Annotated in this window: 16 protein-coding genes and 6 pseudogenes; all 22 read left to right on the forward strand. The window is 60.8% G+C overall.

The window, feature by feature from the left end; all coding sequences use genetic code 11:
* On the forward strand, positions 1–1,263 hold the full coding sequence (locus tag AB8Z38_RS35415; RefSeq protein ID WP_369722164.1) for an extracellular solute-binding protein: 1,263 nt from the start codon (positions 1–3) through the stop codon (positions 1,261–1,263).
* A 144-nt stretch (positions 1,264–1,407) separates the two neighbouring features.
* Positions 1,408–2,355: a carbohydrate ABC transporter permease gene (locus tag AB8Z38_RS35420; protein ID WP_369722165.1), complete on the forward strand. Its 948-nt coding sequence runs from the start codon at positions 1,408–1,410 to the stop codon at positions 2,353–2,355.
* An 11-nt stretch (positions 2,356–2,366) separates the two neighbouring features.
* The gene (locus AB8Z38_RS35425) at positions 2,367–3,200 is read left to right on the forward strand and encodes a carbohydrate ABC transporter permease (protein WP_369722166.1); all 834 of its coding nucleotides are present in this window, start codon (positions 2,367–2,369) and stop codon (positions 3,198–3,200) included.
* Between the two features lie 8 nt (positions 3,201–3,208).
* Positions 3,209–4,354 (forward strand): ABC transporter ATP-binding protein, encoded by a 1,146-nt coding sequence (locus AB8Z38_RS35430; RefSeq protein ID WP_369722168.1) that lies wholly within the window; start codon positions 3,209–3,211, stop codon positions 4,352–4,354.
* Complete coding sequence (locus tag AB8Z38_RS35435; RefSeq protein ID WP_369722169.1) at positions 4,351–4,929, forward strand: histidine phosphatase family protein; 579 nt, start codon at positions 4,351–4,353, stop codon at positions 4,927–4,929. The genes AB8Z38_RS35430 and AB8Z38_RS35435 overlap by 4 nt, the downstream gene beginning before the upstream one ends.
* Positions 4,930–5,115: 186 nt before the next feature.
* Positions 5,116–5,778 carry a response regulator gene (locus AB8Z38_RS35440; RefSeq protein ID WP_369722170.1) on the forward strand — a complete coding sequence of 221 codons (663 nt, stop codon included), beginning with the start codon at positions 5,116–5,118 and terminating at the stop codon, positions 5,776–5,778.
* Entirely contained in the window at positions 5,778–6,917 is a 1,140-nt protein-coding gene (locus tag AB8Z38_RS35445; protein WP_369722171.1) for a sensor histidine kinase, read from the forward strand. The genes AB8Z38_RS35440 and AB8Z38_RS35445 overlap by 1 nt, the downstream gene beginning before the upstream one ends.
* Positions 6,914–7,198, forward strand: a complete 285-nt coding sequence (locus AB8Z38_RS35450; RefSeq protein ID WP_369722172.1) for a sensor histidine kinase — start codon at positions 6,914–6,916, stop codon at positions 7,196–7,198. Before AB8Z38_RS35445 ends, AB8Z38_RS35450 begins: the two co-directional genes overlap by 4 nt.
* Positions 7,199–7,284: 86 nt before the next feature.
* Positions 7,285–8,394 carry an ABC transporter substrate-binding protein gene (locus AB8Z38_RS35455; protein WP_369722173.1) on the forward strand — a complete coding sequence of 370 codons (1,110 nt, stop codon included), beginning with the start codon at positions 7,285–7,287 and terminating at the stop codon, positions 8,392–8,394.
* Positions 8,395–8,696: 302 nt separating this feature from the next.
* Positions 8,697–10,004, forward strand: a complete 1,308-nt coding sequence (locus AB8Z38_RS35460; RefSeq protein WP_369722174.1) for an MFS transporter — start codon at positions 8,697–8,699, stop codon at positions 10,002–10,004.
* 76 nt (positions 10,005–10,080) lie between these two features.
* Positions 10,081–10,877, forward strand: a pseudogene (locus AB8Z38_RS35465) (substrate-binding domain-containing protein).
* A 75-nt stretch (positions 10,878–10,952) separates the two neighbouring features.
* Positions 10,953–11,704, forward strand: a pseudogene (locus AB8Z38_RS35470) (aconitase family protein); the annotation flags it as partial.
* Between the two features lie 128 nt (positions 11,705–11,832).
* Entirely contained in the window at positions 11,833–13,155 is a 1,323-nt protein-coding gene (locus tag AB8Z38_RS35475; protein ID WP_369722175.1) for an MFS transporter, read from the forward strand.
* A gap of 63 nt (positions 13,156–13,218) precedes the next feature.
* Complete coding sequence (locus AB8Z38_RS35480; RefSeq protein ID WP_369722177.1) at positions 13,219–14,256, forward strand: isocitrate/isopropylmalate dehydrogenase family protein; 1,038 nt, start codon at positions 13,219–13,221, stop codon at positions 14,254–14,256.
* An 81-nt stretch (positions 14,257–14,337) separates the two neighbouring features.
* Positions 14,338–15,997, forward strand: a pseudogene (locus AB8Z38_RS35485) (acetolactate synthase large subunit).
* Positions 15,998–16,070: 73 nt separating this feature from the next.
* Positions 16,071–16,439, forward strand: a complete 369-nt coding sequence (locus tag AB8Z38_RS35490) for a phasin family protein (RefSeq protein WP_369722178.1) — start codon at positions 16,071–16,073, stop codon at positions 16,437–16,439.
* A gap of 10 nt (positions 16,440–16,449) precedes the next feature.
* A pseudogene (locus AB8Z38_RS35495) lies at positions 16,450–16,686 on the forward strand (inorganic diphosphatase); the annotation flags it as partial.
* 22 nt (positions 16,687–16,708) lie between these two features.
* Positions 16,709–17,324: pseudogene (locus AB8Z38_RS35500) on the forward strand (adenylate kinase).
* Positions 17,321–18,493, forward strand: a complete 1,173-nt coding sequence (locus AB8Z38_RS35505; RefSeq protein WP_369722179.1) for an iron-containing alcohol dehydrogenase — start codon at positions 17,321–17,323, stop codon at positions 18,491–18,493. The pseudogene AB8Z38_RS35500 and the gene AB8Z38_RS35505 overlap by 4 nt, the downstream one beginning before the upstream one ends.
* 21 nt (positions 18,494–18,514) lie before the next feature.
* Positions 18,515–19,189, forward strand: coding sequence for a poly(R)-hydroxyalkanoic acid synthase subunit PhaE (locus AB8Z38_RS35510; RefSeq protein WP_369722180.1), 675 nt, complete (start codon positions 18,515–18,517; stop codon positions 19,187–19,189).
* Positions 19,186–20,307 (forward strand): class III poly(R)-hydroxyalkanoic acid synthase subunit PhaC, encoded by a 1,122-nt coding sequence (phaC, locus tag AB8Z38_RS35515; protein WP_369722181.1) that lies wholly within the window; start codon positions 19,186–19,188, stop codon positions 20,305–20,307. The genes AB8Z38_RS35510 and phaC overlap by 4 nt, the downstream gene beginning before the upstream one ends.
* Positions 20,307–22,228: pseudogene (locus AB8Z38_RS35520) on the forward strand (acyl CoA:acetate/3-ketoacid CoA transferase). Before phaC ends, AB8Z38_RS35520 begins: the two are co-directional and overlap by 1 nt.
* Positions 22,229–22,230: the final 2 nt, after the last annotated feature.

The raw sequence follows: 22,230 nt of genomic DNA on the forward strand, positions 1-22,230 counted from the left end.
ATGAGACGGACATTCAAGGCTGCAACGGGAGCTGAGCTTGCCGCGTTGGCGTTGCTTGCGGGGCTTGCGTCGGCCCAGGCAGGCTCGTTGAAGATCGAGAGCTGGCGCAATGACGATGCTGACATCTGGAACTCGAAGATCATCCCCGCCTTCAACAAGCATTATCCCGACATCAAGATCGAATTCGCGCCTTCGGCGCCCAAGGAATACAACGCCGCCCTGAACGCGCGACTTGACGGCGGTACCGCCGGCGACCTCATTACGTGCCGTCCGTTCGACGCCTCGCTCGCGCTCTATCAAAAGCATCAGCTCGACGCAGTCGACGGCCTCAAGGGTATGGACAATTTCTCTGATGTCGCGAAGGCGGCGTGGCAAACCGACGACGGCAAGACCACCTTCTGTGTTCCGATGGCTTCGGTCATCGCTGGATTTATCTACAACAAGGAAGCGTTCGCCAAACTCGGCGTGTCCGAGCCAAAGACGCTCGATGAATTCCACGCCGTGCTTGAGAAATTCAAGAAGGACGGGACCTATGTCCCGCTGGTGATGGGCACGGCTGACCAGTGGGAGGCCGCAACCATGGGATTCCAGAACGTCGGCCCCGACTATTGGAAGGGCGAAGTCGGCCGCGCCAATCTGATTGCGGGCAAGGAAAAACTCACTGATCCGCAATATGTCGCGGCGTTCAAGGAGATCGCAAGTTGGGCGCCGTATCTCGGGTCAGGCTTTCAGGCGCAGACCTACGCCGATAGCCAGAACCTGTTTTCTCTCGGCAAGGGCGCGATCTATGCGGCTGGCTCGTGGGATATCTCGACCTTCCGCGGCCAGGCGAAATTCGCCATGGGTGCATTCCCGCCGCCGCAGCCGGCCGGCACGACGGATTGCTACATTTCCGATCACACCGACATCGCGATGGGCGTCAACGCAGCGTCGAAGAACAAGGAAGACGCAAAGAAGTTCCTGGAATGGCTGACGACGCCGGAATTCGCAACGATCTATGCCAACGCGCTTCCCGGCTTCTTCCCGCTCGCCAAGACTGCGGTGAAGGTCGACGACGACGTCGCCGCAACGATGGTCGGATGGCGCCAGACCTGCAAGTCCACGATCCGCAACTCGTATCAAATCCTGTCGCGCGGTACGCCAGATCTGGAAAACGAGCTCTGGAACGTGTCCGCGCAGGTCGTCAACGGCAAGCTGACGCCCGATGCTGCCGGCAAGCAGCTCCAGGACGGCCTCGACAAGTGGTACAAGCCCGTCAAGTGACGTCGCTCCCTCTTCCCGCTTTCGCGGGGAGAGGGACTGTCCTTGTTTCATTCGACAGTCGCTGCACACTCCGCTAACAAGACGGCATCAGCCGCAAGCGCGGAGAGGGACGACAACGCACGGCAGGTTTAACCTCTTTCCGTCATGGCTGAATCGGTCTCGAACATCACGGCCCAGATGCCTCGCGCCAAACTGGCGGGCCTTCTGCTGTTCTTCCTCGGACCGGCGGTCGTGATCTACACCCTGTTCTCGATCTATCCTCTCGTCGCGACGATGGCGCTCTCCACCTACACGAGCGACCCGTCTGGAGCCCGGTTTTTCGTCGGGCTTGCCAATTTCGAGACGCTGCTCGGTGATGCGCTCTGGTCGAAGCCGTTCTGGAATGCCCTCGGCAACAATCTGATATTCTTCGCCGTGCACATGTGTATGCAGAATCCGATCGGTATCGCGCTCGCAGGATTACTCAGCTTGCCGGGCCTGAGACTCAAGGGCTTTTATCGCACCGTCATGTTCTTGCCGACGATGCTATCGGTTGTCATCGTCGGCTTCTCCTGGAACCTGATCCTGTCCCCGCTCTGGGGCGTGGCTGCCGGCGCCTTGAAGTCCGTGGGGTTGGGCTCACTGTTCGCGCCCTGGCTGGGGCTCGAATCGAGCGCGCTCGTAACCCTATCGCTCATTTCGGTCTGGCAATTCGTCGGCATTCCGATGATGTTGATCTATGCCGCGTTGCTCAACATCCCCGAAGAGCTGATCGACGCGGCACGCGTCGACGGGCTCGGACAATTCCGCATCTTCTTCCATATCAAGCTTCCGCTCGTCCTGCCGACGATCAGCCTGGTCTCGGTCTTGACCTTCGTCGCCAACTTCAACGCTTTCGACCTGATCTATTCGGTCAAGGGCGCGCTTGCGGGACCGAATTTCGCAACCGACATTCTCGGCACGTTTTTCTACCGGACCTTCTTCGGTAACCAGCTCCAGCTTGGCAATCCGACGATGGGCTCGGCGGTCGCGACCGTCATGTTCTTCATCATCCTGGTCGGCCTCTGCCTCTATCTCTTCCTCGTGCAGCGGCGCATCCGCCGTTACGTTTGAGGGGGAGCGGCATGACGGCGGAGCAGCGCGCAAGGAGCCTCGGTGTCCACCTCGTCCTGGTCGCCTACAGCCTGCTGGCGGTCGGTCCAATCCTGCTGGTCGTGATGAATTCGTTCAAGGTGCGCAGCGCCATCTTCGGCAGCCCGCTCACGCCGCCCGACGCTTCGACCTTCAGCCTTGTCGGTTATGAGAAAGTTTTTCGCTCCTCTCATATCCTGACCTACTACTCGAATTCGCTGATCGTGACTCTCGTCAGCATGGCGCTCGTGCTGCTGTTTGGCGCGATGGCAGCCTGGGCCTTAACTGAATACCGCTTTCGCGGTTCGACGGCGCTCGCACTGTTCCTCTCGATCGGCATCATGGTGCCGATCCGACTTGGCTCCGTTGCGATCCTCAACATGATGCGGTCCGCGGGCCTCAACGACACGCTGACCGCCTTGGTCCTCGTCTATGTCGCGCAAGGCCTGCCGATGTCGATCTTCATATTGAGCGAGTTTATCCAGCAGATCCCCAGGGACCTGCGGGACGCGGCGCGCTGCGACGGCGTTCCGGAAACCCGCATCTTCTTCGAAGTGGTCGCCCCTCTGCTGCGTCCCGCGATCGCGACCGTCGCCGTCTTCACCATCGTGCCGATCTGGAACGATCTCTGGTTTCCGCTGATCCTGACGTCGAGCGACTCGACGCATACGGTCACGCTTGGCGTGCAGCAGTTTCTTGGCCAATACATCACCGACTGGAATTCCGTGCTCGCGGCGCTGTCAATGGCGATCCTGCCGGTCGTCATCATCTACGTGATCCTCTCGCGCCAACTCATTGCAGGCCTCACCTCAGGTGCAGTCAAATAGGTTTTTGAATGGCCAATCTGCGCATCGAGCATCTCAACAAGCGCTATGGCGCGGCGACGGTGCTCAACGACATCAACCTGGGCATCGAGGACGGTGAGTTCGTCGTGCTCGTCGGCCCATCGGGCTGTGGCAAGTCGACGCTTCTGCGCATGATCGCCGGGCTGGATGGAGTCTCGAGCGGCGACATCTATATCGCAGAGAGGCCCGTCAATACGCTCGCACCTGCGGCGCGCGGCATCGCGATGGTGTTCCAGTCCTACGCACTCTATCCGCACATGAACGTGCGCAAGAACATGACGTTCGGTCTGAAATTTACCGGCGTGGCGCCGGCCGAACGCGAGCGGCGCGTCGCGGAAGCCGCCCGCATGCTGCGGCTCGTAGACCTGCTCGATCGCTATCCGCGCGATCTCTCTGGCGGCCAGCGTCAGCGCGTCGCGATCGGACGCGCGATCGTCCGCGAACCCGCCGTCTTCCTGTTCGACGAACCGCTCTCCAATCTGGACGCGGCGCTGCGCGTCTCCACCCGCGTCGAGATTGCCAACCTGCACAGAGTGTTGAAAGCCACCATCGTCTATGTGACGCACGATCAGGTCGAAGCGATGACGCTCGCCGACCGTATCGTCGTGATGAACAAGGGTCGCATCGAGCAGGTAGGCAAGCCGCTCGACCTCTACTATGAACCCGCTAACCTGTTCGTAGCCGGCTTCATCGGCTCGCCCGCGATGAATTTCTTCGATGCAAAGGTCGAAAGCATCGAGGACGGACGCGCGCGTGTCGCCGGTGCCGGGTTTGCCGACCTCGAACTGCCGGCGGCATCGCTGAAGGCCGGCGATGCGCTGACGCTCGGAGTTCGTCCGGAGCATCTTGTCCGAGGCGTGGACGGCCCCTTCGCCGCGGAAGGCATCGTCGAGCTCGTCGAACGGCTTGGCGAGGCGTCGTTCGCCTATTTGCGCCGCGCCGACGGCAGGATGTTCGTTGCAGAGGTCCGCGGCCGCCTGACGCCGTCGCGAGGCGAGACGGTGACGCTGGTTGCGGCGGCTCCCGACATACACGTCTTCGACGCCTCCGGCATGCGGGTTGCGGCGCAAACCGTTGATGGGAGCGATACGATGCCGATTGCAAGTTGCTCTGACGGCGTCATCATTCAATCATGACGAATGTCATACGCTATCTGACCCATCCTCAGGTGAGTATCGATCCCTCGATTCCCGTTCCGTGCTGGGGACTTAGCGAGGTCGGGAAAGCGCGTACGGAAGCCCTCACGGTCGCGGGAGGGCTGTCAGGTACCACGCAGGTCGTCTCCAGCGCAGAGCGAAAGGCGATCGAGACCGCTGAGATCATTGCCGCAAAGCTGGGCGTCGAAGTAGAAGTGCGCGAGGCAATGCACGAGAACGACCGATCGGCCACGGGCTTCCTCGTGCCCGACCAGTTCGAGGCGGTGGCCAATCAGTTCTTCGCGCAACCGCACATCAGCGTTCGTGGCTGGGAACGAGCGGTTGACGCCCAGCTGCGCATTGTCGGCGAGGTCGAGCATGTGCTGGCGCGCAACACGCCGGGCGACGTGCTCTTTGTCGGCCACGGTGGCGTTGGGACTCTCTTATACTGCCATTTTTCCGATTTGGCGATTGATCGCGCGCATGACCAGCCCGCTGGCGGCGGTTGCTTCTTCGCGTTCGGCTCGCATGGCCGTCGGGTGCTGCATGCGTGGCGTCGCCTCGAAGAACTGTGACTTTGGCGAAGAATCAATCCCGCTTGCGCGGTCTTTGAAGCCAATATCCATTTCTTGAGAAATGCGCCGCGTGATCGGTGCTTCGATCCCACTCTGCAGCTTGACAAGCGTGACGAATGTTCTCGATGCTGCACCTCGCGGTGACGTATCCTTCGCACGGCTGGTGCGAACGCAAGGGCTTGTTCGGTGAGGATTCTGATTGTCGAGGACGATGCCGCCATGGCGCGGGGTCTTGCCGAGCGGCTCAAGCTGTCCGGCTTCGCCGTCGATATCGAGTCTGACGGGGCTTCGGCGGCGCAGACTGCGTTGCTGGAGCCCTATAGCCTCGTCATCCTGGACATCAACTTACCAAACGTGTCGGGATTCGGAGTCCTGCACGAGATACGGCAAGCCGGCTCAACCGTTCCGGTCATGATTCTGACTGCCCGTTATGCGGTCGGCGACAAGGTCAGCGGGCTCGATCTCGGCGCCGACGATTATCTCTCCAAGCCGTTTGATATCGCCGAATTCGATGCCCGCGTCCGTGCGCTCGTGAGAAGAGGACAGGGACTTCCTAATCCGACCTTGATCTGTGGCCCGCTCGCGTTCGACCGCGCCGCGGGCACGATTACGTTGAGCGGCCGGCCGCTTGAATTGCGACGGCGCGAGTTTGCCGTGCTGGAAGTGCTGATGACCCGGGCCGGCAAAGTCGTGTCCAAGGAGCGCCTGATCGCGGAGGTGTTTGGCTTCGACGAGGCGGTAGCGCCGAACGCGGCGGAACTCTATGTTGGTCGCGTTCGCCAGAAACTCGGTCCCGCCGGGCCGCGGATCCGAACCGTCCGCGGGCTGGGCTATCTGCTGGAGGTATAGTGATCGCCACCTGGCGGCCGTCGTTGAGGCGAACGCTCCTCACCAATCTCGTGGCGCCCGCCATCGTGCTGGCGATGGTGCTTGGAATCGGCGGCATGTTGCTGATCCAGCGGGTTGTCCAGACAGTCCATGACCGGTTGCTCGATGGGTCGGTTCTCGCGATCGCCGAGCGCGTCGGCGTGGAAGATGGCGAACTGACCGTCGATTTGCCGCAGGTTGCGCTCGGCATGCTGGAAAGCCAGTCGCATGACAGCATCTATTATAGCGTGACTTACCTTGGCGAATTGATCACTGGCTATAAGGATCTTCCGCTGTCCGGCTTCGATCGATTGAAGGCCGGCGAAACCGGCCATCACGACGGCGCGTACCGCGGCAAGACGGTTCGTATCGGTGCGCAGGCGCGGCAGGTTTACGGCAGGCCAGGGCTTGTCCTCGTCGCAGTCGCCGAAACGCTTCAGGCGCGCCGCGTCGTGGAACGTGAAATGCTGATCGGACTGGCGGTGCTCGAGGTCGGATTGATTGGACTGATCGGTTGCCTCGGCTGGTATGCGGTCGATCGAGGCCTGAGGCCGCTTGGCGAACTCAAGCAACAAATCGACGCGCGCGGTATTCAGGGCGGTCCAAATCTCAGTCCACTCGACCTTTCCCGGGTGCCGCAGGAAGCTTTGGCACCGGCGTCCGCGGTAAATTCGCTGCTACAGCGGCTGGATCTGGCCATTGAACTGGTGCGCCGATTTACCGCCGATGCTTCGCATCAGATGCGCACGCCATTGGCGATATTGAGGACGCATCTCGATCTGGTGCGACGCCTTGGGTCGGAGACGCCGGCGGGCCAAGCTGCCCTTAACGAGGTCGATAACGCGATCAACCGCCTTGAGCGGCTGCTCAGGCAACTGGTGACACTGGCTCGGGCCGACGAGCAGAACATTGCGCAACCGGCCCCGGAGAACGTTGACCTGAACGACGTCGCCTTCAATGTCTTGTCGGAGCGTACGCCACAGGCTTTCGCACGCGATATCGACGTCCAGTTCGATCGATTTGACGGTCCCGCCGTCATCGCCGGCAATAGCGTCATGATCGGCGAATTGCTGGCGAACCTGATCGACAATGCCATCCGCTACAATTGCCCGGGGGGATGATCCTCGTTCGCGTGGTTGTTGATGCCGCCGCCGCGCGAGTTGAAGTCGAGGATACCGGTCCGGGAATACCGGAGGCTCATCTGGCCCGCGTCTTCGAACGTTTTTATCGGATTCCCACGGCGAACGGCCCGGAGGGCAGCGGCCTTGGACTGGCCATCGTGAAAGCGTTGTCGGATCGTCTCGGGGCTCAAATCGTGCTTGCGCCCGGCCCGGAAGGTCGGGGCCTGCGGGTCTCCGTCAGCTTTCCTCTTGCCAACCGCGATAGTGAAAGCCCAAGCTGAGGCCGGATTTCGCACCGCCGTAGCAGAGGGTTGCAATCCTGACAAACTGAAGCCGTACCGCGGCGCCTGGATGAGGAAACGTGTCGATGAAGGCTACGAAAGCCTTGGTCCTGTGCGTTGGAATCTTGCTGGCGTGGCCTGCCATGTCGGAACAGGCGCAGGTAAGCCCTCCCGACGGGCAAGCGTCCACTAGCGCCGGAGCCCGAGAGCAACTCAACATCGTATCGACCACCCAGGACGCGGACGTCGCCGACTTGCTTGCCGATTTCCGGGCACGTCATCCGGACATCGAGATCGTCCATACGAAGATCAATTCGAACGACATCTACAACCAGATCGTGGATCCCTCGAGCTCCAGCGCAGCACCCGGAGACATTATCTGGAGCTCCGCGATGGATCTGCAGATCAAGCTCGTCAACGACGGCTATGCTCAAACCTATGTGTCGAAGGAGATTGCCCATATCCCCGATTGGGCAATCTGGAAGAACGAAGCCTATGCGATCACGGCAGAGCCGATTGTCATAGTTTACAACAAGAAGCTCGTTGCGGAGTCCGATGTCCCCCGAACCCGCGCGGATCTGAAGAGCCTTCTAAGCCGAAAGCCTGACACATATCGAGGCAAGATCGCATCCTATGATCCGGAGCAGAGCGGGACTGGATTCCTGTTCATCACGCGCGATGCCCAGATCACTAGGACGACGTGGGACATGATCCGCGCGTTTGGCGGCGCCGGTATCAAGCTCTATTCGACCACCGGGACGGTGCTTGATCGGATTTCATCCGGCGAACATCTGATCGCCTACAATATGATAGGGTCCTACGCGATCGAACGGGCCAAGGAAGATGCCTCTATCGGAATAGTGTTTCCTGCCGACTACATCACCTTGATGTCGCGCATCGCGTTCATACCCGTCACAGCGCGGCATCCGGAATCTGCAAAACTGTTTCTTGATTACTTACTTTCGGAACGCGGCCAGAAATTTCTCCTGGGCCGGTCAGTCGGTCCCGTACGCCTCGGTCTCGGCGCAGACGGCGTGATACCGGCCGATCGCATCGATGCTGTCAAGCCAATCCATATTGGTCCGGAATTGCTCACCTATCTCGATCAATCGAAGCGAGCTAGCTTTCTAAAAAGAGTGGCGCCGCGCATTGCAGGATCGATAGAAATCCAGGGGTTGGGATTTCAAACGAAATAGCATCCACGAGAAGCCCTCGATCTATGCCGCCTGACGTACCGCTCGATCGCTGAGTGGGGCGGTTGTGCATCCGCATGATATCAGGTCGACCGTTAGCCGCCGTGCCGAACCCCGGCTTCGACCGGATTTGGTCGCAACGTGCGGAAGTGACAGGTTGGTGACAGCCAGCTGATATACGGTGAGCGACCATCGCAGCTTGAACGACAGCGCCTCGCGCATCGGTCAACCCGGCCGCGGTCAAGTTCGCAACACCTGCCAGACGGGTGGACAAGACAAAAAATTATAAACAAAGGGAGGACGGTATGACGGCTACCACCGGACAATCCAAGCTCGGCATGGTGCTGCGCGTCACCAGCGGCAACTTTCTCGAGATGTTCGACTTCTTTCTGTCGGGCGTCTACGCGTCGTACATCGCCAAGGCATTCTTCCCGCTGGAAAACGAATACGCGTCATTGCTGCTGACCTTTGTGGCGTTTGGCGCGGGATTTCTGATGCGTCCGCTCGGCGCCATCATCCTCGGCGCCTACGTTGATCGCATCGGCCGTCGCCAAGGCCTGATCGTTACATTATCCATCATGGCTGCTGGGACAGTGCTCATCGCATTCGTGCCAAGTTACGCGACCATTGGCATATTGGCACCAATCCTCGTTTTGATTGGACGGCTGCTGCAAGGCTTCTCGGCTGGCGTCGAGCTTGGTGGCGTTTCTGTCTATCTCTCGGAAATGGCCACACCTGGAAAGAAGGGTTTTTACGCGAGCTGGCAATCGGCTAGTCAACAGGTTGCGATCATCGTCTCGGCCTCGCTGGGTTTCGCTCTCAATGCATGGCTTGCGCCGGCACAACTTGACGGCTGGGGCTGGCGTATTCCGTTCTTCATCGGCTGCCTGATCGTTCCTTTCGTATTTTTCATTCGACGCTCGCTGCAGGAAACCGATGAATTCCTGGCGCGGAAGCATCATCCGACACCCCGCGAGATCTATCGCTCAATCCTCGCAAACTGGGGCATTGTGCTTGCCGGAATGATGATGGTGATCATGACCACGGTGTCGTTCTACCTCATCACCGTCTACACACCGACGTTCGGCAAATCGGTCCTCAAGCTGTCGGCGGCCGATGGCCTGATCGTCACGATTTGCGTGGGAATTTCGAATTTCATCTGGCTTCCCATCATGGGCGCGTTGTCCGATCGGATCGGTCGTCGGCCGATCCTCATCGCCTTTTCGACCTTGGCATTTCTGACGGCCTATCCCGCGCTTTCCTGGCTCGCCGCAAGCCCGAGCTTCCCGAAGATGCTGACGGTCTTGCTTTGGTTGTCTTTCATCTACGCCAGCTACAACGGCGCGATGATCGTCGCACTGACCGAAGTCATGCCGGTTGGGGTTCGAACGTCGGGATTCTCCCTCGCATATAGCTTGGCGACGACGTTCGGCGGGTTTACCGCGGCGATTTGCACGTGGCTGATTGCTGTGACTGGTGACAATGCTTCGCCGGGATACTGGATGAGTGCGGCAGCGCTTTGTGGTCTGGCCGGCACGTACTTGGTTTATCGGCCGCAAGAACAACGCTCGCTGTCCGGTGCCAATTCGGCGGAGACGGTGATAGGCGCGTGAACACCAATTGCTCGATGGCGTCGATCGCCCTCGAGCCACGACAGTCCCTGAATTTATGCATTGAAGGAAGTTGCCGATGAGCGTGACGATCGTCGTGCGCAGGCTAACTGCGCTGAGCTTGCTAATTGTCTTGGCGGCTGCGGCGGGAATCGCTGAGGCGTCCGAGGTCAGGGTCATGATCTCTGGAGGCTTGGCGGCACCTTATAAGGTACTCGTAACGCAATTCGAACGCGAGACGGGAAACACGGTCATCACGGCCTACGGCCCCTCGATGGGCACGACGGAGAACGCCATCCCGGTGCGACTGGCGCGCGGGGAAACCGCAGACGTGCTCATCATGGTCGGCGATGCGCTTGCCGAGATGATCGAGCAAGGCAAGGCAGTCAAAAACAGCCGTGTCGACCTGGTACGCTCGCCGATCGGGATCGCGGTACGCGCCGGGGCGTCGAAGCCCGACATCCGAACGCCTGACGCACTGAAACAGGCACTGTTGAACGCGAAGTCAGTTGCATACTCAGATAGCGCCAGCGGTATCTATGTGGGCACTGAGCTGTTCAAGCGCCTCGGGATTGCTGCCGAGATGAAGGACAAAGCCAAGATGATTCCGGCTGAGCCGGTCGCGAATGTTGTTGCGCGCGGTGATGCCGAACTCGGCTTTCAGCAGATCAGTGAACTGTTGCCGATCGCTGGAGCCGACCTAGTCGGGCCGCTCCCGCCGGAAGTCCAAAAATCACGATCTTTTCTGCAGGCATAGCCTCCAGTGCCAGTCAGCCGGAAGCCGGAAGGGCTCTCATTGCCTTCCTCGCTTCAGCGGCAGCTGCTCCGGCACTTAAAAAAGCGGGTCTCGATCCCTTCGCAACATCGGAGAAATAGACCGGCTTCGGATCGGTGAGACGCGCACGATTCCAGCGAAGGGGAAATTGAATGGAGCAGTATCTCAACAGCTTCGACGCCCGCCACCAGCGCAATGGAGAGCGATATCGCTTCCTGAAATGGGGGCGGGGCGCATTCTCGAATTTCCGGGTGGTCCCTCCAGGGACCGGTATCTGCCATCAGGTCAATCCGGAATTCCTGGCTCAGACGATCTGGACCGGCCCGGCGGAAGACGGCGGGAATGAACTGGCCTATCCCGATACGCTGGTCGGCACGGATTCGCACACCACGATGGTCAACGGCCTGGCCGTACTCGGATGGGGCGTCGGCGGTATCGAGGCCGTCATGCTGGGCCAACAAATTTCGATGCTGCTGCCGCAAGTCGTCGGGTTCAGGCTCACCGGCCGGCTCAAGGAGGGCGTCACGGCAACCGATCTCGTGCTGACGATGACGCAGCTGCTGCGCAAGCGCTGCGTGGTCGGCAAATTCGTCGAGTTCTACGGCTCGACGACATGACCGTGGCGGACCATGCCACGGTCGGCAGTATGGCGCCGGAAAATGGCGCGACCTGCGGCTTTTTCTCGATCGACCAGCGAACGATCGACTATCTCACCACCACCGGCCGCGATCCCGCCCGCGTCGCGTTGGTCAAGGCCTATGCCGAAGCCCAGGGCATGTGGCGCACCGCCGATACCCCGGATCCCGTGCTCACGGAGTCCCTGCACCTCGACATGACTGCTGTCGTGCCGTCCCTGCGCGGTATCGAGAGCGGGCTGGTGCCGCGCCAGAAGCTCGCAGTCGAGATCCGCGGGTCCGATGGCGCCAGCAAGGCTGTCGTTCCCTTGACCTGCCGCATCGATACGCTGGACGAGCTGGAGTATTTCCGCAACGGCGGAATTCTCCAATACCTCCTGCGCCAACTCGCGGCCTCACTGCCAAGCGATCGGAGCGCGCTATGACTTCAATTGCCACACTGCCATCGCAGATGGAAAAGGAAACGATGCGGAAGGTGACGTTCCGCATCATTCCCTTCCTGATGCTCTGTTACTTCATTGCGTTCGTCGATCGCGTCAACGCCGGTTTCGCCGCGCTGCAGATGAACCAGGATATCGGGCTGTCCTCGGCCGCGTTCGGGCTTGGCGGAGGGCTGTTCTACATCACCTATGTCCTTTGCGAGGTGCCGAGCAATCTGGCGATGGAGAAGGTGGGAGCCCGGCTCTGGATCGCGCGGATCATGATCACGTGGGGCATCGTCGCAGCATCCATGGCGCTGGTGGTCGGGCCCAACTCGTTCTATCTCGTGAGGATGTTGCTGGGCGCGGCCGAGGCAGGCTTCTTTCCCGGCGTCATTCTGTACCTGACCTATTGGTTCCCAGCCGAATACCGCGGCCGGATCGTCGCAATCTTCATGGTTGCCATTCCGATTTCAAGTTTCCTCGGCTCGCCGATCTCCGCCTCGTTGCTGCAGCTTGAGGGGTATCTCGGCTATCACGGCTGGCAGTGGATGTTCGTGCTGGAGGCGGTACCCGCGATATTTCTCGGCATTGCCTCGTTCTTCGTGTTGCCCAACGGTCCTGCCCATGCGCGATGGCTTACCGATGCGCAGCGGGACTGGCTGGCCAGTCGGTTGGCCAAGGACACCTCTGCGCCGAAAAAAGCGGCGGGGCATCTGTCGCTTGGGCAGGTCATATCCAACAAATACGTGCTTGCCGCCTCGCTGATCTACGCTGGCGCGTCGGGTTCGAGCCAGGTTCTGTCGTTATGGCAGCCGCAGATCATCAAGTCATTTGGCCTGAGCAACATGGAAACCGGATTGGTCAATTCCATCCCGTTCGGAATTGCATCGGTGCTGATGGTGCTCTGGGGCCGCAATTCGGATCGCACGCGCGAGCGAACCTGGCACACCGCGATTCCGCTGATGCTGTTGGCGGTCAGCCTTTCGGTGGCTCCATTCACCAGCGCGCTGCTTCCGGTCGTCCTGTTGCTGTGTGTCTCGGTCACGGCCACCTACATCGTCAAGGGGCCGTTCTGGGCGCTTGCGACGGAATGGATGTCGGCAGGCGTTGCCGCCGCTGCGATCGCGCAGGTCAACGCGATCGGAAATATCGGCGGATTTCTGGGGAGCTATCTGCTGGGCGTGATCAAGGACGCGACCGGCAGCTACTCATTGGGGCTGCTGCCGCTTGCCGTGCTGTCAGGCGCGGGGTGCATCATGGTGCTGGTGCTCAGCCGAAATCCGCAACAAAGCGTCGCGGCGGTTCAGGAGCCGGTCCATTGAACGCCGGGCAACGCTTCGATAGACGCCGGCTGAAAACGGCGCTTCATTCAAGGGGGAATTGCGATGACCACAGCCAAACCACTGCAGAAGCTTCCCGCCACGCTGATTCCAGGCGATGGTATCGGACCCGAGATCGTGAAATCGGCCGTCGACATTCTCGACGCACTCGGCTCCCCGTTCGAATGGGACGTCCGGCAGGGTGGCCTGGCCGCGATCGAGGAAAGCCGTGATCCGCTGCCGCAGGCGACGCTGGACAGCGTCAGGCGGACGCGGCTCGCTCTGAAAGGCCCGCTAACGACTCCGGTCGGGGGAGGATTCCGTTCGATCAATGTTCGTCTGCGCGAGGAGTTCGGCCTTTACGCCAACGTGCGGCCGGTTCGAAGCATGGTGCCCGGGGGACGATTCGACGACATCGATATCGTGCTGGTGCGAGAGAACCTCGGCGGGCTCTATGTGGCTTTCGAACACTACATCCCGATCGGGGACGATCCGCACGCGGTCGCGATTTCGACCGGGGTCAACACGCGCGAAGGATCGCGCAAGATCATCGAATTCGCATTCGACTACGCGCTCAAGAACGGACGCAAGAAGGTGACCGTCGTGCACAAGGCCAACGTGCTGAAGGCGCTGACCGGCATCTTTCTCGAGGTCGGTCACGAGGTTGCAAAGACATACGAGGGCAGGGTGAAGATGGACGATCGCATCGTCGATGCCACGGCCATGCAGCTCGTCATGAATCCCTGGCAGTTCGACGTCATCGTCACCACCAACCTGTTCGGCGATATCCTGTCCGATCAGCTCGCCGGGCTCGTGGGCGGCCTTGGCATGGCACCCGGCGCCAACATCGGCCCGGACGCCGCGATATTTGAGGCCGTGCACGGTTCGGCGCCTGATATCGCCGGCAAGGGCATCGCTAATCCACTGGCTTTGCTGTTGGCGGTCGGGCTGATGCTGGAGCACGTCGACCAGCCTGATCTCGCGAACCGTCTCAGAACGGCTATCGATCAGGTCTTGCGGAAGGACGGAGTTCGCACCCCCGATCTCGGCGGTAAAGCATCCACCACCGATTTCACCCAAAGCATCATCCGTCGGCTAGGATAACGACGACCGCGAGAGCCGTCCGCAGGACGGAAACGATTGGTGCCACCTCGTTACGTTGAACTGCAAGATCAGGAGAACAAGATGCCGAAGGGATCAGATCTATTGGTTGCCGCACTCGAGAACGAGGGCGTTGACCGAATTTTCGGCGTTCCCGGCGAGGAGAACCTCGACGTCGTGGAAAGCCTGCGCAACTCGTCGATCAAGCTGATCCTGACACGCCACGAGCAGGGCGCGGCCTTTATGGCCGCGACATACGGTCGGCTGACCGGCAAGCCCGGTGTGTGCATCACCACGCTCGGCCCGGGCGCATTGAACCTGACGACCGGCGCCGCCTACGCCCTGCTCGGCGCCATGCCCATGATCATGCTCACCGGCCAGAAGGGCATCATGAGCAGCCGGCAGGCCAAATTCCAGATCGTCGACGTGGTGAGTGCTTTCAAGCCGTTGACCAAGCTGTCGCTCCAGATCGTCAGCACGAGCAGCATTCCGACGATTGTTCGCGATGCCTTCCGGATCGCGATGGAAGAGCGCCCGGGCCCGGTTCTCCTGGAACTGCCGGAGGACATCGCGGGTGAGGAAGCCGAAGACGTCGCCATGGTGCCGCGGCATCCGATCGAAATTCCGGTCGCCCATCGTGCCTCGCTGGATCGCGCCGCCGACATGATTCTCAAGGCCACGCGGCCTTTGATCATGCTCGGAGCTGCCGCGTCCCGGCCGCGCAGCACGGCTGGCATCGGCGGCTTCGTCCGCCGCACGAAAATCCCGTTCTTCACCACACAAATGGGTAAGGGAACGGTGCCGGGCGGCAGCAATCTCTACATGGGGACGGCTGCGCTGAGCGAGCGCGACTACGTTCACGAGGCAGTCGACCGGGCCGATCTGATCATCGCCATCGGTCACGACACCATCGAAAAGCCGCCATTCATCATGGGCCCGAAGGGTCCTCCAGGTCATCCACGTCAGCTACACGCCGGCCAACGTAGAGCGGGTCTACTTTCCGCAGTGCGAAGTGGTCGGCGATGTCGGGCCGAGCCTGGAGCTGCTGGCCGATCGCATCGAGGGGCGCCTGCACAATGCCGGCGCGCTGTTAAGTCTTCGCGAAGGCATCCTGGCCCGGATAACCGATCGGGCGACCGAGGAGCGCTGGCCTCCCACGCCGCAACGCATCGTGCACGATGTGCGAAAGGTCATTCCCGAAGACGGCGTCGTCGCGCTGGACAACGGGATGTACAAGATCTGGTTCGCCCGCAACTACCGCACCTATGTGGCGAACACGCTGCTGCTGGACAACGCGCTCGCGACAATGGGTGCCGGGCTGCCATCCGCCATGATGGCGGCGATGCTGCATCCGGAACGCCGTGTGCTCGCGGTCTGCGGTGACGGCGGCTTCATGATGAATTCGCAGGAAATGGAAACCGCGGTTCGCCTCAAACTGAATCTCGTCGTGCTGATCCTGGAGGATTCGGCTTATGGCATGATTCGTTGGAAGCAGGCTGTCGACAGTTTTCCCGACTTTGGCCTGACGTTCGGCAATCCGGATTTCGTCAGATATGCGGAGAGTTACGGCGCGAAAGGCTCGCGCGTCGAAAGCACGGAGTCATTGATCCCGACGCTCGAAAACGCGTTCAAGGGCGGCGGCGTGCACCTCGTCGTGGTGCCGATCGATTACAGCGAAAATACACGCGTGCTCGTGGACGAACTTCGCGAGAAGCTGAAACAGGTTGTCGACCCGACCGCGTGAGACATCGGCAAGGGTCAACTGATTGGCTGAACAGAATTGGCGTGGTCGCAAACGCCGGCGATGGAGAGTGCAAATGAGTGAGCAGATCAACGAGCAAGCCGAGAAGATGCGGGAAATGGCGCAGACCACGCTCGACAAGGCGAAAGAGGCCGTGTCGAAGTACATGACCGAATCTCAGAAATTGAGAGAAAAGGCCGATTCCAGCGTTCGCTCGACCTATTCGGCGGCGAAGGAGATGAACGAACGGGCCGTCGCGTTCGCCGAGGAAAATGTGGTGGCGGGCTTCGAGCTTGCGCAACGGCTGTTGCATGCAAAGGACCCGCAGGAAATGGGCGCGGTTTATCAAAGCCATCTCAAGGAACAGATGGAAAAAATGAACGCGCAATTTCGCGAGCTTGCAAGCGCAATGAGCCAGCCGTCGACCGTTGACCTGAATAAATAGGGTCAGTCATGACGAGGGCGGCGGTGATGAGAAGATCATCGCCGTGCCGATGCCGAAACTAACGATGCGCTACGCCCATGTCAGCGGGATCGCCGACATGCCGCAAATCACGATCGAGCAGATCCAGCACTTCTTCGAGCACTACAAGGACTAGAGCCGGGGGGAGTGGGTCAAGGTAATCGGCTGGGGTGACAGCGCGGAAGCGCGCCGGCTGATCGTTGAGGCGATCGTGCGGGCACATAACTGAGATCTCGGATAGGGAATGAGGCATGAGACTGGTTCTGTTGGGACCGCCGGGCGCCGGGAAAGGCACGCAAGCGACGCGAATTGTCGACCGCTTTGCGATCCCGCAATTATCGACCGGTGACATGCTGCGCGAAAGCGGTCGCGGAAGGCACAGCAGCGGGATTGCTCGTCAAGCACATCATGGATCGCGGGGAACTTGTGCCTGACGACATCGTGGTGTCGGTGATCGCCAACCGTATTGACCATTCAGACGCGGCAAGCGGCTTTATCCTCGACGGCTTTCCGCGCACGGTCGCGCAGGCCGAAGCGCTCGATCAGGAACTCGCCACCTGGGGCATCAAGCTCGATGCGGTGCTCGAACTCGAGGTCGACGAAGATGCGATGCTCGACCGCATCAAGGGCCGCGCCGAGGAGGCGGTCAACAAAGGCGAGCCGGTGCGCCGCGACGACAATCCGGAGGTTTTCAAGACCCGGCTCCACGTTTACCGCGAACAAACCGCGCCCGTCACCGAATACTACCGTTCGCAGGGACTGCTCAATGTCGTCGACGGTTTGCAGCCGATTGACGACGTGACCGAACAACTCACCGCGGCGCTTGCGGCGTTAACGCCCGATCAGATCAGGGGTGATGTCAGATGAAAGCTTTTACCTTCCAGGCGCCGCCCAACATTCTGTTCGAGGCAGGCGCATCGAAAAAGCTGGCGGAGCTGGTCGCGGGATACGCGGCAAAACGTGTCCTGCTGGTGACCGACAAGGGCGTCCGCAATGCAGGCCTGACGAAAAACGCTGAGGCGGGGCTGGTAGCCGGCGGCTGCGAACTGACAATATTCGAGGACGTAGAGGCGGATCCGCCGTCGCATATCATCGAGCGGGCGGTCGCGCTTTGCCGTGACAAGGAAATCGAACTGGTTGCCTCGATCGGTGGCGGCAGCGCGCTCGATACCGCGAAGCTGGTGGCCTATCTGGCCAAGACACCCGACCGGCTCGACGATATCTACGGTGTCGGCCTCGCCAAGGGCGAACGCCTTCCGCTGCTGCTGGTGCCGACCACGGCCGGGACCGGCTCCGAGGTGACCCCGATTGCGATCGTCACCACGCCCACGACCGAGAAAAAGGGCGTCGTTGCGCCCCGCCTGCTGCCGGACTGGGCCATCCTCGATCCGGAGCTGACGCTCGGCCTGCCCGCGCATGTCACCGCCGCAACCGGCATCGACGCCATGGTCCATGCGATCGAAGCCTATACCGGCAAGCACCGGAAGAATCCGATGTCGGACCAGTTGGCGCGGCAGGCTCTCGCCCTGCTGTCGGCGAATGTCCGCACGGTCTGCGCCGACGGATCCAACCTGGAGGCGCGGTCGCAAATGCTGCTGGGTTCGATGCTGGCCGGCATGGCCTTCGCCAATTCGCCGGTCGCCGCCGTGCACGCGCTGGCCTATCCGATCGGCGCGCTGTTCCACGTGCCGCATGGCCTGTCGAACGCCTTGGTGCTGACCCAGGTGTTGCGGTTCAATTTGCCGGAGGCCGAAGGGCTCTATGCCGAGCTGGCGCCGATCGTCGATGCCAAGTCGGAAGGACTGGGTGTCAGCCAGAGGGCACGGCTGTTCGTCGATGCGATTGCGGCGATCTGCCGGGATTGCAACGTGCCGGCCTCACTGGCCGATGTCGGCATCGCGAGGGGCGACCTGAAGAAGCTTGCGGAGGACGCGATGAAGCAGACGCGGCTTCTCGTCAACAATCCGCGGGAATTAAGCTTTGACGATGCGCTGGCGATTTACACCGAAGCGTTCGGCAACCGCGCCGCGGCCTGAGCAGGGACAAGAGTGAGCATCATGAGTGAAAAGGAGAAATCGGCTGCCGCTGACTCCGACCCCGGCCTTGAATGGGCAAAGCTGTGGCAGACGATGGCCGAATCCTCGAACCGCATGGTCGAGGCGTGGTCCGGGTCGATGGCACCGTTCATGCTGGCACGTCTGTCGGAACGACCGGGCGGTTTTGGCGACGGCAACGAATTGTCGGCGGCGATCGAGCGGATGGCGCAGGGGCCGCGGCTTGCCGATGTCTGGGACATCGACCGGAAAATGGCGCTGGCCTTTGGCGCCTGGATCGAGATGCGCCAGCGGCTTGCGAGCTACAATGCGGTGGCTGCCGCGCCGTGGCCCGAAGCGTCGAAGCGGTTCGTCGAGACGATGTCCGCGAACAGTACCGGTGGCTTCCCGAATCCGGATTGGCGCGAGGCGTTCGCCAAATGGAGCGAAATCTCGAACGAGGAACTGATCCGCAATCAGCGCACAGACGGTTTTTTGCAAGCCCAGAAGGAGCTGTTGCAAGCTGGATTGGAATTGCGGCGCCGGCAGGATGACGTCGCTGAAGCGGCCTCGGCCATGTTGGGCCTGCCGACCCGCAAGGATTTCGACGATGTGACGCGGCAGTTGACGGAACTGCGCCGTGAAGTCCGTACGCTCACGCGCCAGATGCGCGACCAGAAGAGCGAAGGCGCACGATGAGCGATCAGGAGAATCAGGCGTCGCGCTTCGCCCGCGAGATGGCCGCCAACACCGAGAAAATGTTCAAGGCGACACAGCTGATCGCCAATACGCGCGATGAAGACGTCGCCATCGGCACGACGCCGAAGCATCTCGTCATGCGCCGCGACAAGGTCGAGCTGTTCCACTACGAGCCGATGGGGGAGGCGACCGCGAAGACGCCCGTCCTTTTGGCCTACGGCCTGATCGGGCGATACACCATGGCCGACCTACAGCCCGACCGGTCGCTGGTGCGCAGCCTGCTCTCCAAAGGGCTCGATCTCTGGCTGATCGACTGGGGTCAGCCGGGCCGAACCGAGCGATGGCTGTCGATCGACGATTACGTCGACGACTACATCGATGCCGCAGTCGACCGCATCGCGCAGGAGACCGGCCACGACAAGATCACGCTGCTCGGCATCTGCGAAGGCGGCGTCTTTACGACGTGTTACGCCGCTCTGCATCCGGAGAAGGTGAAAAATCTCGTCATCACCATCACCCCGATCGACTTCCATGCCGACGTCAAGGATGAGGCCGCCCACCACGGTTTCCTCAATATCTGGACCCGCAGTCTCGATCCGGAAGACATCGACAAATTGGTCGATACCTATGGCGCGCTGCCCGGCGAATTCATGAGCTCGGTGTTCTCGATGATGACGCCGATGCGCTCACTGACGAAATACAATGTCGATCTCATCGACGTCGTCGATGACCAGGCCAAGTTCATGAACTTCCTGCGCATGGAAAAATGGCTCGCCGACCGTCCGCATCATCCCGGCGAAGCGGCGAAGCAGTGGCTAAAGGATCTCTACCAGGAGAACCGCCTGGTCGATGGCAGCTTTGAGCTGTCCGGCCGTCGGGTCGATCTGAAATCGATCACAGCCCCCGTGCTGAATGTTTTTGCGCTGGACGACCATATCATTCCACCGGACTGCTCGCGTGCGCTCGGAGCGAAGATCGGCAGCACGGATTATACCGAAATCCCGCTGCCCGGCGGCCATGTCGGCCTGTTCGTCTCCAGCAAATCACAAGGGAAACTCAGCCAGAGCATTGCCGACTGGCTGGTCGCCCGCGACGCCAATTCCGGAAGCAGATCCTGATGCGCAACAAAATCGTCGACGCAGCCGAGGCGGTTGCCATCATCCGTTCCGGCGACACCGTTGCCTCCTCCGGCTTCGTCGGCGTGGGAACGCCCGACGAAATCATCAAGGCGCTGGAGCGACGCTTCGTCCAGACCGGAGAGCCGCGGGATCTTTCGCTGGTGTTCGCGGCGGCGCCGGGGGACGGCGCCGATCGCGGCCTTAACCGCCTGGCGCATCCCGGCCTGATCAAGCGCCTGGTCGGCGGACATTTCGGCCTGGTGCCGAAGCTCGCCCGGATGGCGGTCGACAATCATGTCGAGGCCTACAATTTGCCGCTCGGATGCGTATCGCATCTGTTTCGCGAAATTGCGGGGCGCAAGGCCGGGCTTCTCTCCAAGATCGGGCTCGGCACCTTCGTCGATCCGGCCAATGGTGGCGGAAAGCTGAACGCGCGCACCACCGAAGAGCTGGTGCGGTTGATCGAAATCGATGGCGAACAATGGCTGTTCTACAAGGCATTTCCGATCAACGTTGCGATCATCAGAGGGACCACCGCCGATCACAACGGCAACATCTCGATGGAAAAAGAGGCTTTGACCCTCGACAATCTGGCGCTGGCCACGGCTGCCAAGAACTGCAAGGGATTCGTCATCGCCCAGGTGGAGCGCATCGCCGCCTCCGGTTCGCTCAATCCGCGTCACGTCAAAATTCCGAGCGTGCTGATCGATTGCGTCGTCGTTGCCCAGCCCGAAAACCATGTCCAGACCTATGCCACCGGTTACAACGGAGCATTCTCGGGCGAATTGCGTGCGCCGGCCGATCGCAACGTTCCGATGGCGCTGGATAACCGCAAGATCATTGCGCGCCGCTGCGCGCTGGAATTGCCGATGGGCGGCGTGGTCAATCTCGGCATCGGCATGCCCGAAGGGGTCGCGTCGGTTGCCGCCGAGGAAAAGCTGTTCGACTTTGTGACGCTGACGGCCGAGCCCGGCATCATCGGTGGCATTCCGCAAGGAGGCCTCGATTTCGGTGCTTCGATCAATGCAGAATCGATCATCGACCAGAACCAGATGTTCGACTTCTACGACGGCGGGGGCTCGATCTGGCTTGTCTTGGCATGGCCCAGGTCAATGGCCATGGCGACGTCAACGTCAGCCTGTTCAATGGCCGCCTCGCCGGCGCCGGCGGCTTCATCAACATCTCGCAGAATGCGCGCCGCCTGATCTTCGCTGGCACCTTCACTACCGGCGGCCTCAAGACATCGGTCGTGGATGGCGAGCTCAAGATTCTCAGCGAAGGCAAATCATCGAAATTCATCGACAAGGTCGATCAGATCACATTCTCGGGCAAGCTGGCCGCAACCAACAGGCAGCCGGTTCTCTATGTGACCGAGCGATGCGTGTTCAGGCTTACCCCTGAAGGTCTCGAACTGATCGAAATCGCGCCGGGTGTCGATATCGAGCGCGACATTCTCGCGCTCATGGGCTTTCGACCCATCATCCGTGCGCCGAAATCCATGGACGTTTCGCTGTTCGGCGAAGCGCTGATGCAGCTCGACGACCGGCTGCTCAATCGGCCGCTGGCGGAGCGGCTGTCGTACGATGCCGATCGCAACACGCTATTTCTCGGGCTCGACGGTTATCGGGTCCATAACGACGCCGATGTCGAGGCGATCCGTGCCGCCATCCTCGAAGTCTTTCATCGGGTCGGACGCCGGTTTTCCGCCGTGATCAACTACGATTCATCCGATATCGCCTCACACATGGCGGACAAGTGGTTTTCGATGGCCGCCGAAATCGAACGGACCTGCTACGATCATGCCTCGCGCTATACCACCAGCGCATTCATGCGCCTGAAGCTAGGCGACGCCCTGTCTCGCCGTGACGTTGCTCCGCATATCTTCGAAACATCGTCCGAGGCCCACCGATTTGTCGAATGACC

The sequence above is a fragment of the Bradyrhizobium sp. LLZ17 genome, from assembly GCF_041200145.1.
Lineage (GTDB): Bacteria > Pseudomonadota > Alphaproteobacteria > Rhizobiales > Xanthobacteraceae > Bradyrhizobium.

Excerpts from the sequence above, each read along its gene's own strand:
- AB8Z38_RS35435 (WP_369722169.1), top strand. The coding sequence starts at position 4,351 with ATGACGAATGTCATACGCTATCTGACCCATCCTCAGGTGAGTATCGAT.
- AB8Z38_RS35490 (WP_369722178.1), top strand. The coding sequence starts at position 16,071 with ATGAGTGAGCAGATCAACGAGCAAGCCGAGAAGATGCGGGAAATGGCG.
- AB8Z38_RS35455 (WP_369722173.1), top strand. The coding sequence starts at position 7,285 with ATGAAGGCTACGAAAGCCTTGGTCCTGTGCGTTGGAATCTTGCTGGCG.
- AB8Z38_RS35425 (WP_369722166.1), top strand. The coding sequence starts at position 2,367 with ATGACGGCGGAGCAGCGCGCAAGGAGCCTCGGTGTCCACCTCGTCCTG.
- AB8Z38_RS35460 (WP_369722174.1), top strand. The coding sequence starts at position 8,697 with ATGACGGCTACCACCGGACAATCCAAGCTCGGCATGGTGCTGCGCGTC.
- AB8Z38_RS35430 (WP_369722168.1), top strand. The coding sequence starts at position 3,209 with ATGGCCAATCTGCGCATCGAGCATCTCAACAAGCGCTATGGCGCGGCG.
- AB8Z38_RS35450 (WP_369722172.1), top strand. The coding sequence starts at position 6,914 with ATGATCCTCGTTCGCGTGGTTGTTGATGCCGCCGCCGCGCGAGTTGAA.
- AB8Z38_RS35475 (WP_369722175.1), top strand. The coding sequence starts at position 11,833 with ATGACTTCAATTGCCACACTGCCATCGCAGATGGAAAAGGAAACGATG.
- phaC (WP_369722181.1), top strand. The coding sequence starts at position 19,186 with ATGAGCGATCAGGAGAATCAGGCGTCGCGCTTCGCCCGCGAGATGGCC.
- AB8Z38_RS35505 (WP_369722179.1), top strand. The coding sequence starts at position 17,321 with ATGAAAGCTTTTACCTTCCAGGCGCCGCCCAACATTCTGTTCGAGGCA.
- AB8Z38_RS35415 (WP_369722164.1), top strand. The coding sequence starts at position 1 with ATGAGACGGACATTCAAGGCTGCAACGGGAGCTGAGCTTGCCGCGTTG.
- AB8Z38_RS35420 (WP_369722165.1), top strand. The coding sequence starts at position 1,408 with ATGGCTGAATCGGTCTCGAACATCACGGCCCAGATGCCTCGCGCCAAA.
- AB8Z38_RS35510 (WP_369722180.1), top strand. The coding sequence starts at position 18,515 with ATGAGTGAAAAGGAGAAATCGGCTGCCGCTGACTCCGACCCCGGCCTT.
- AB8Z38_RS35480 (WP_369722177.1), top strand. The coding sequence starts at position 13,219 with ATGACCACAGCCAAACCACTGCAGAAGCTTCCCGCCACGCTGATTCCA.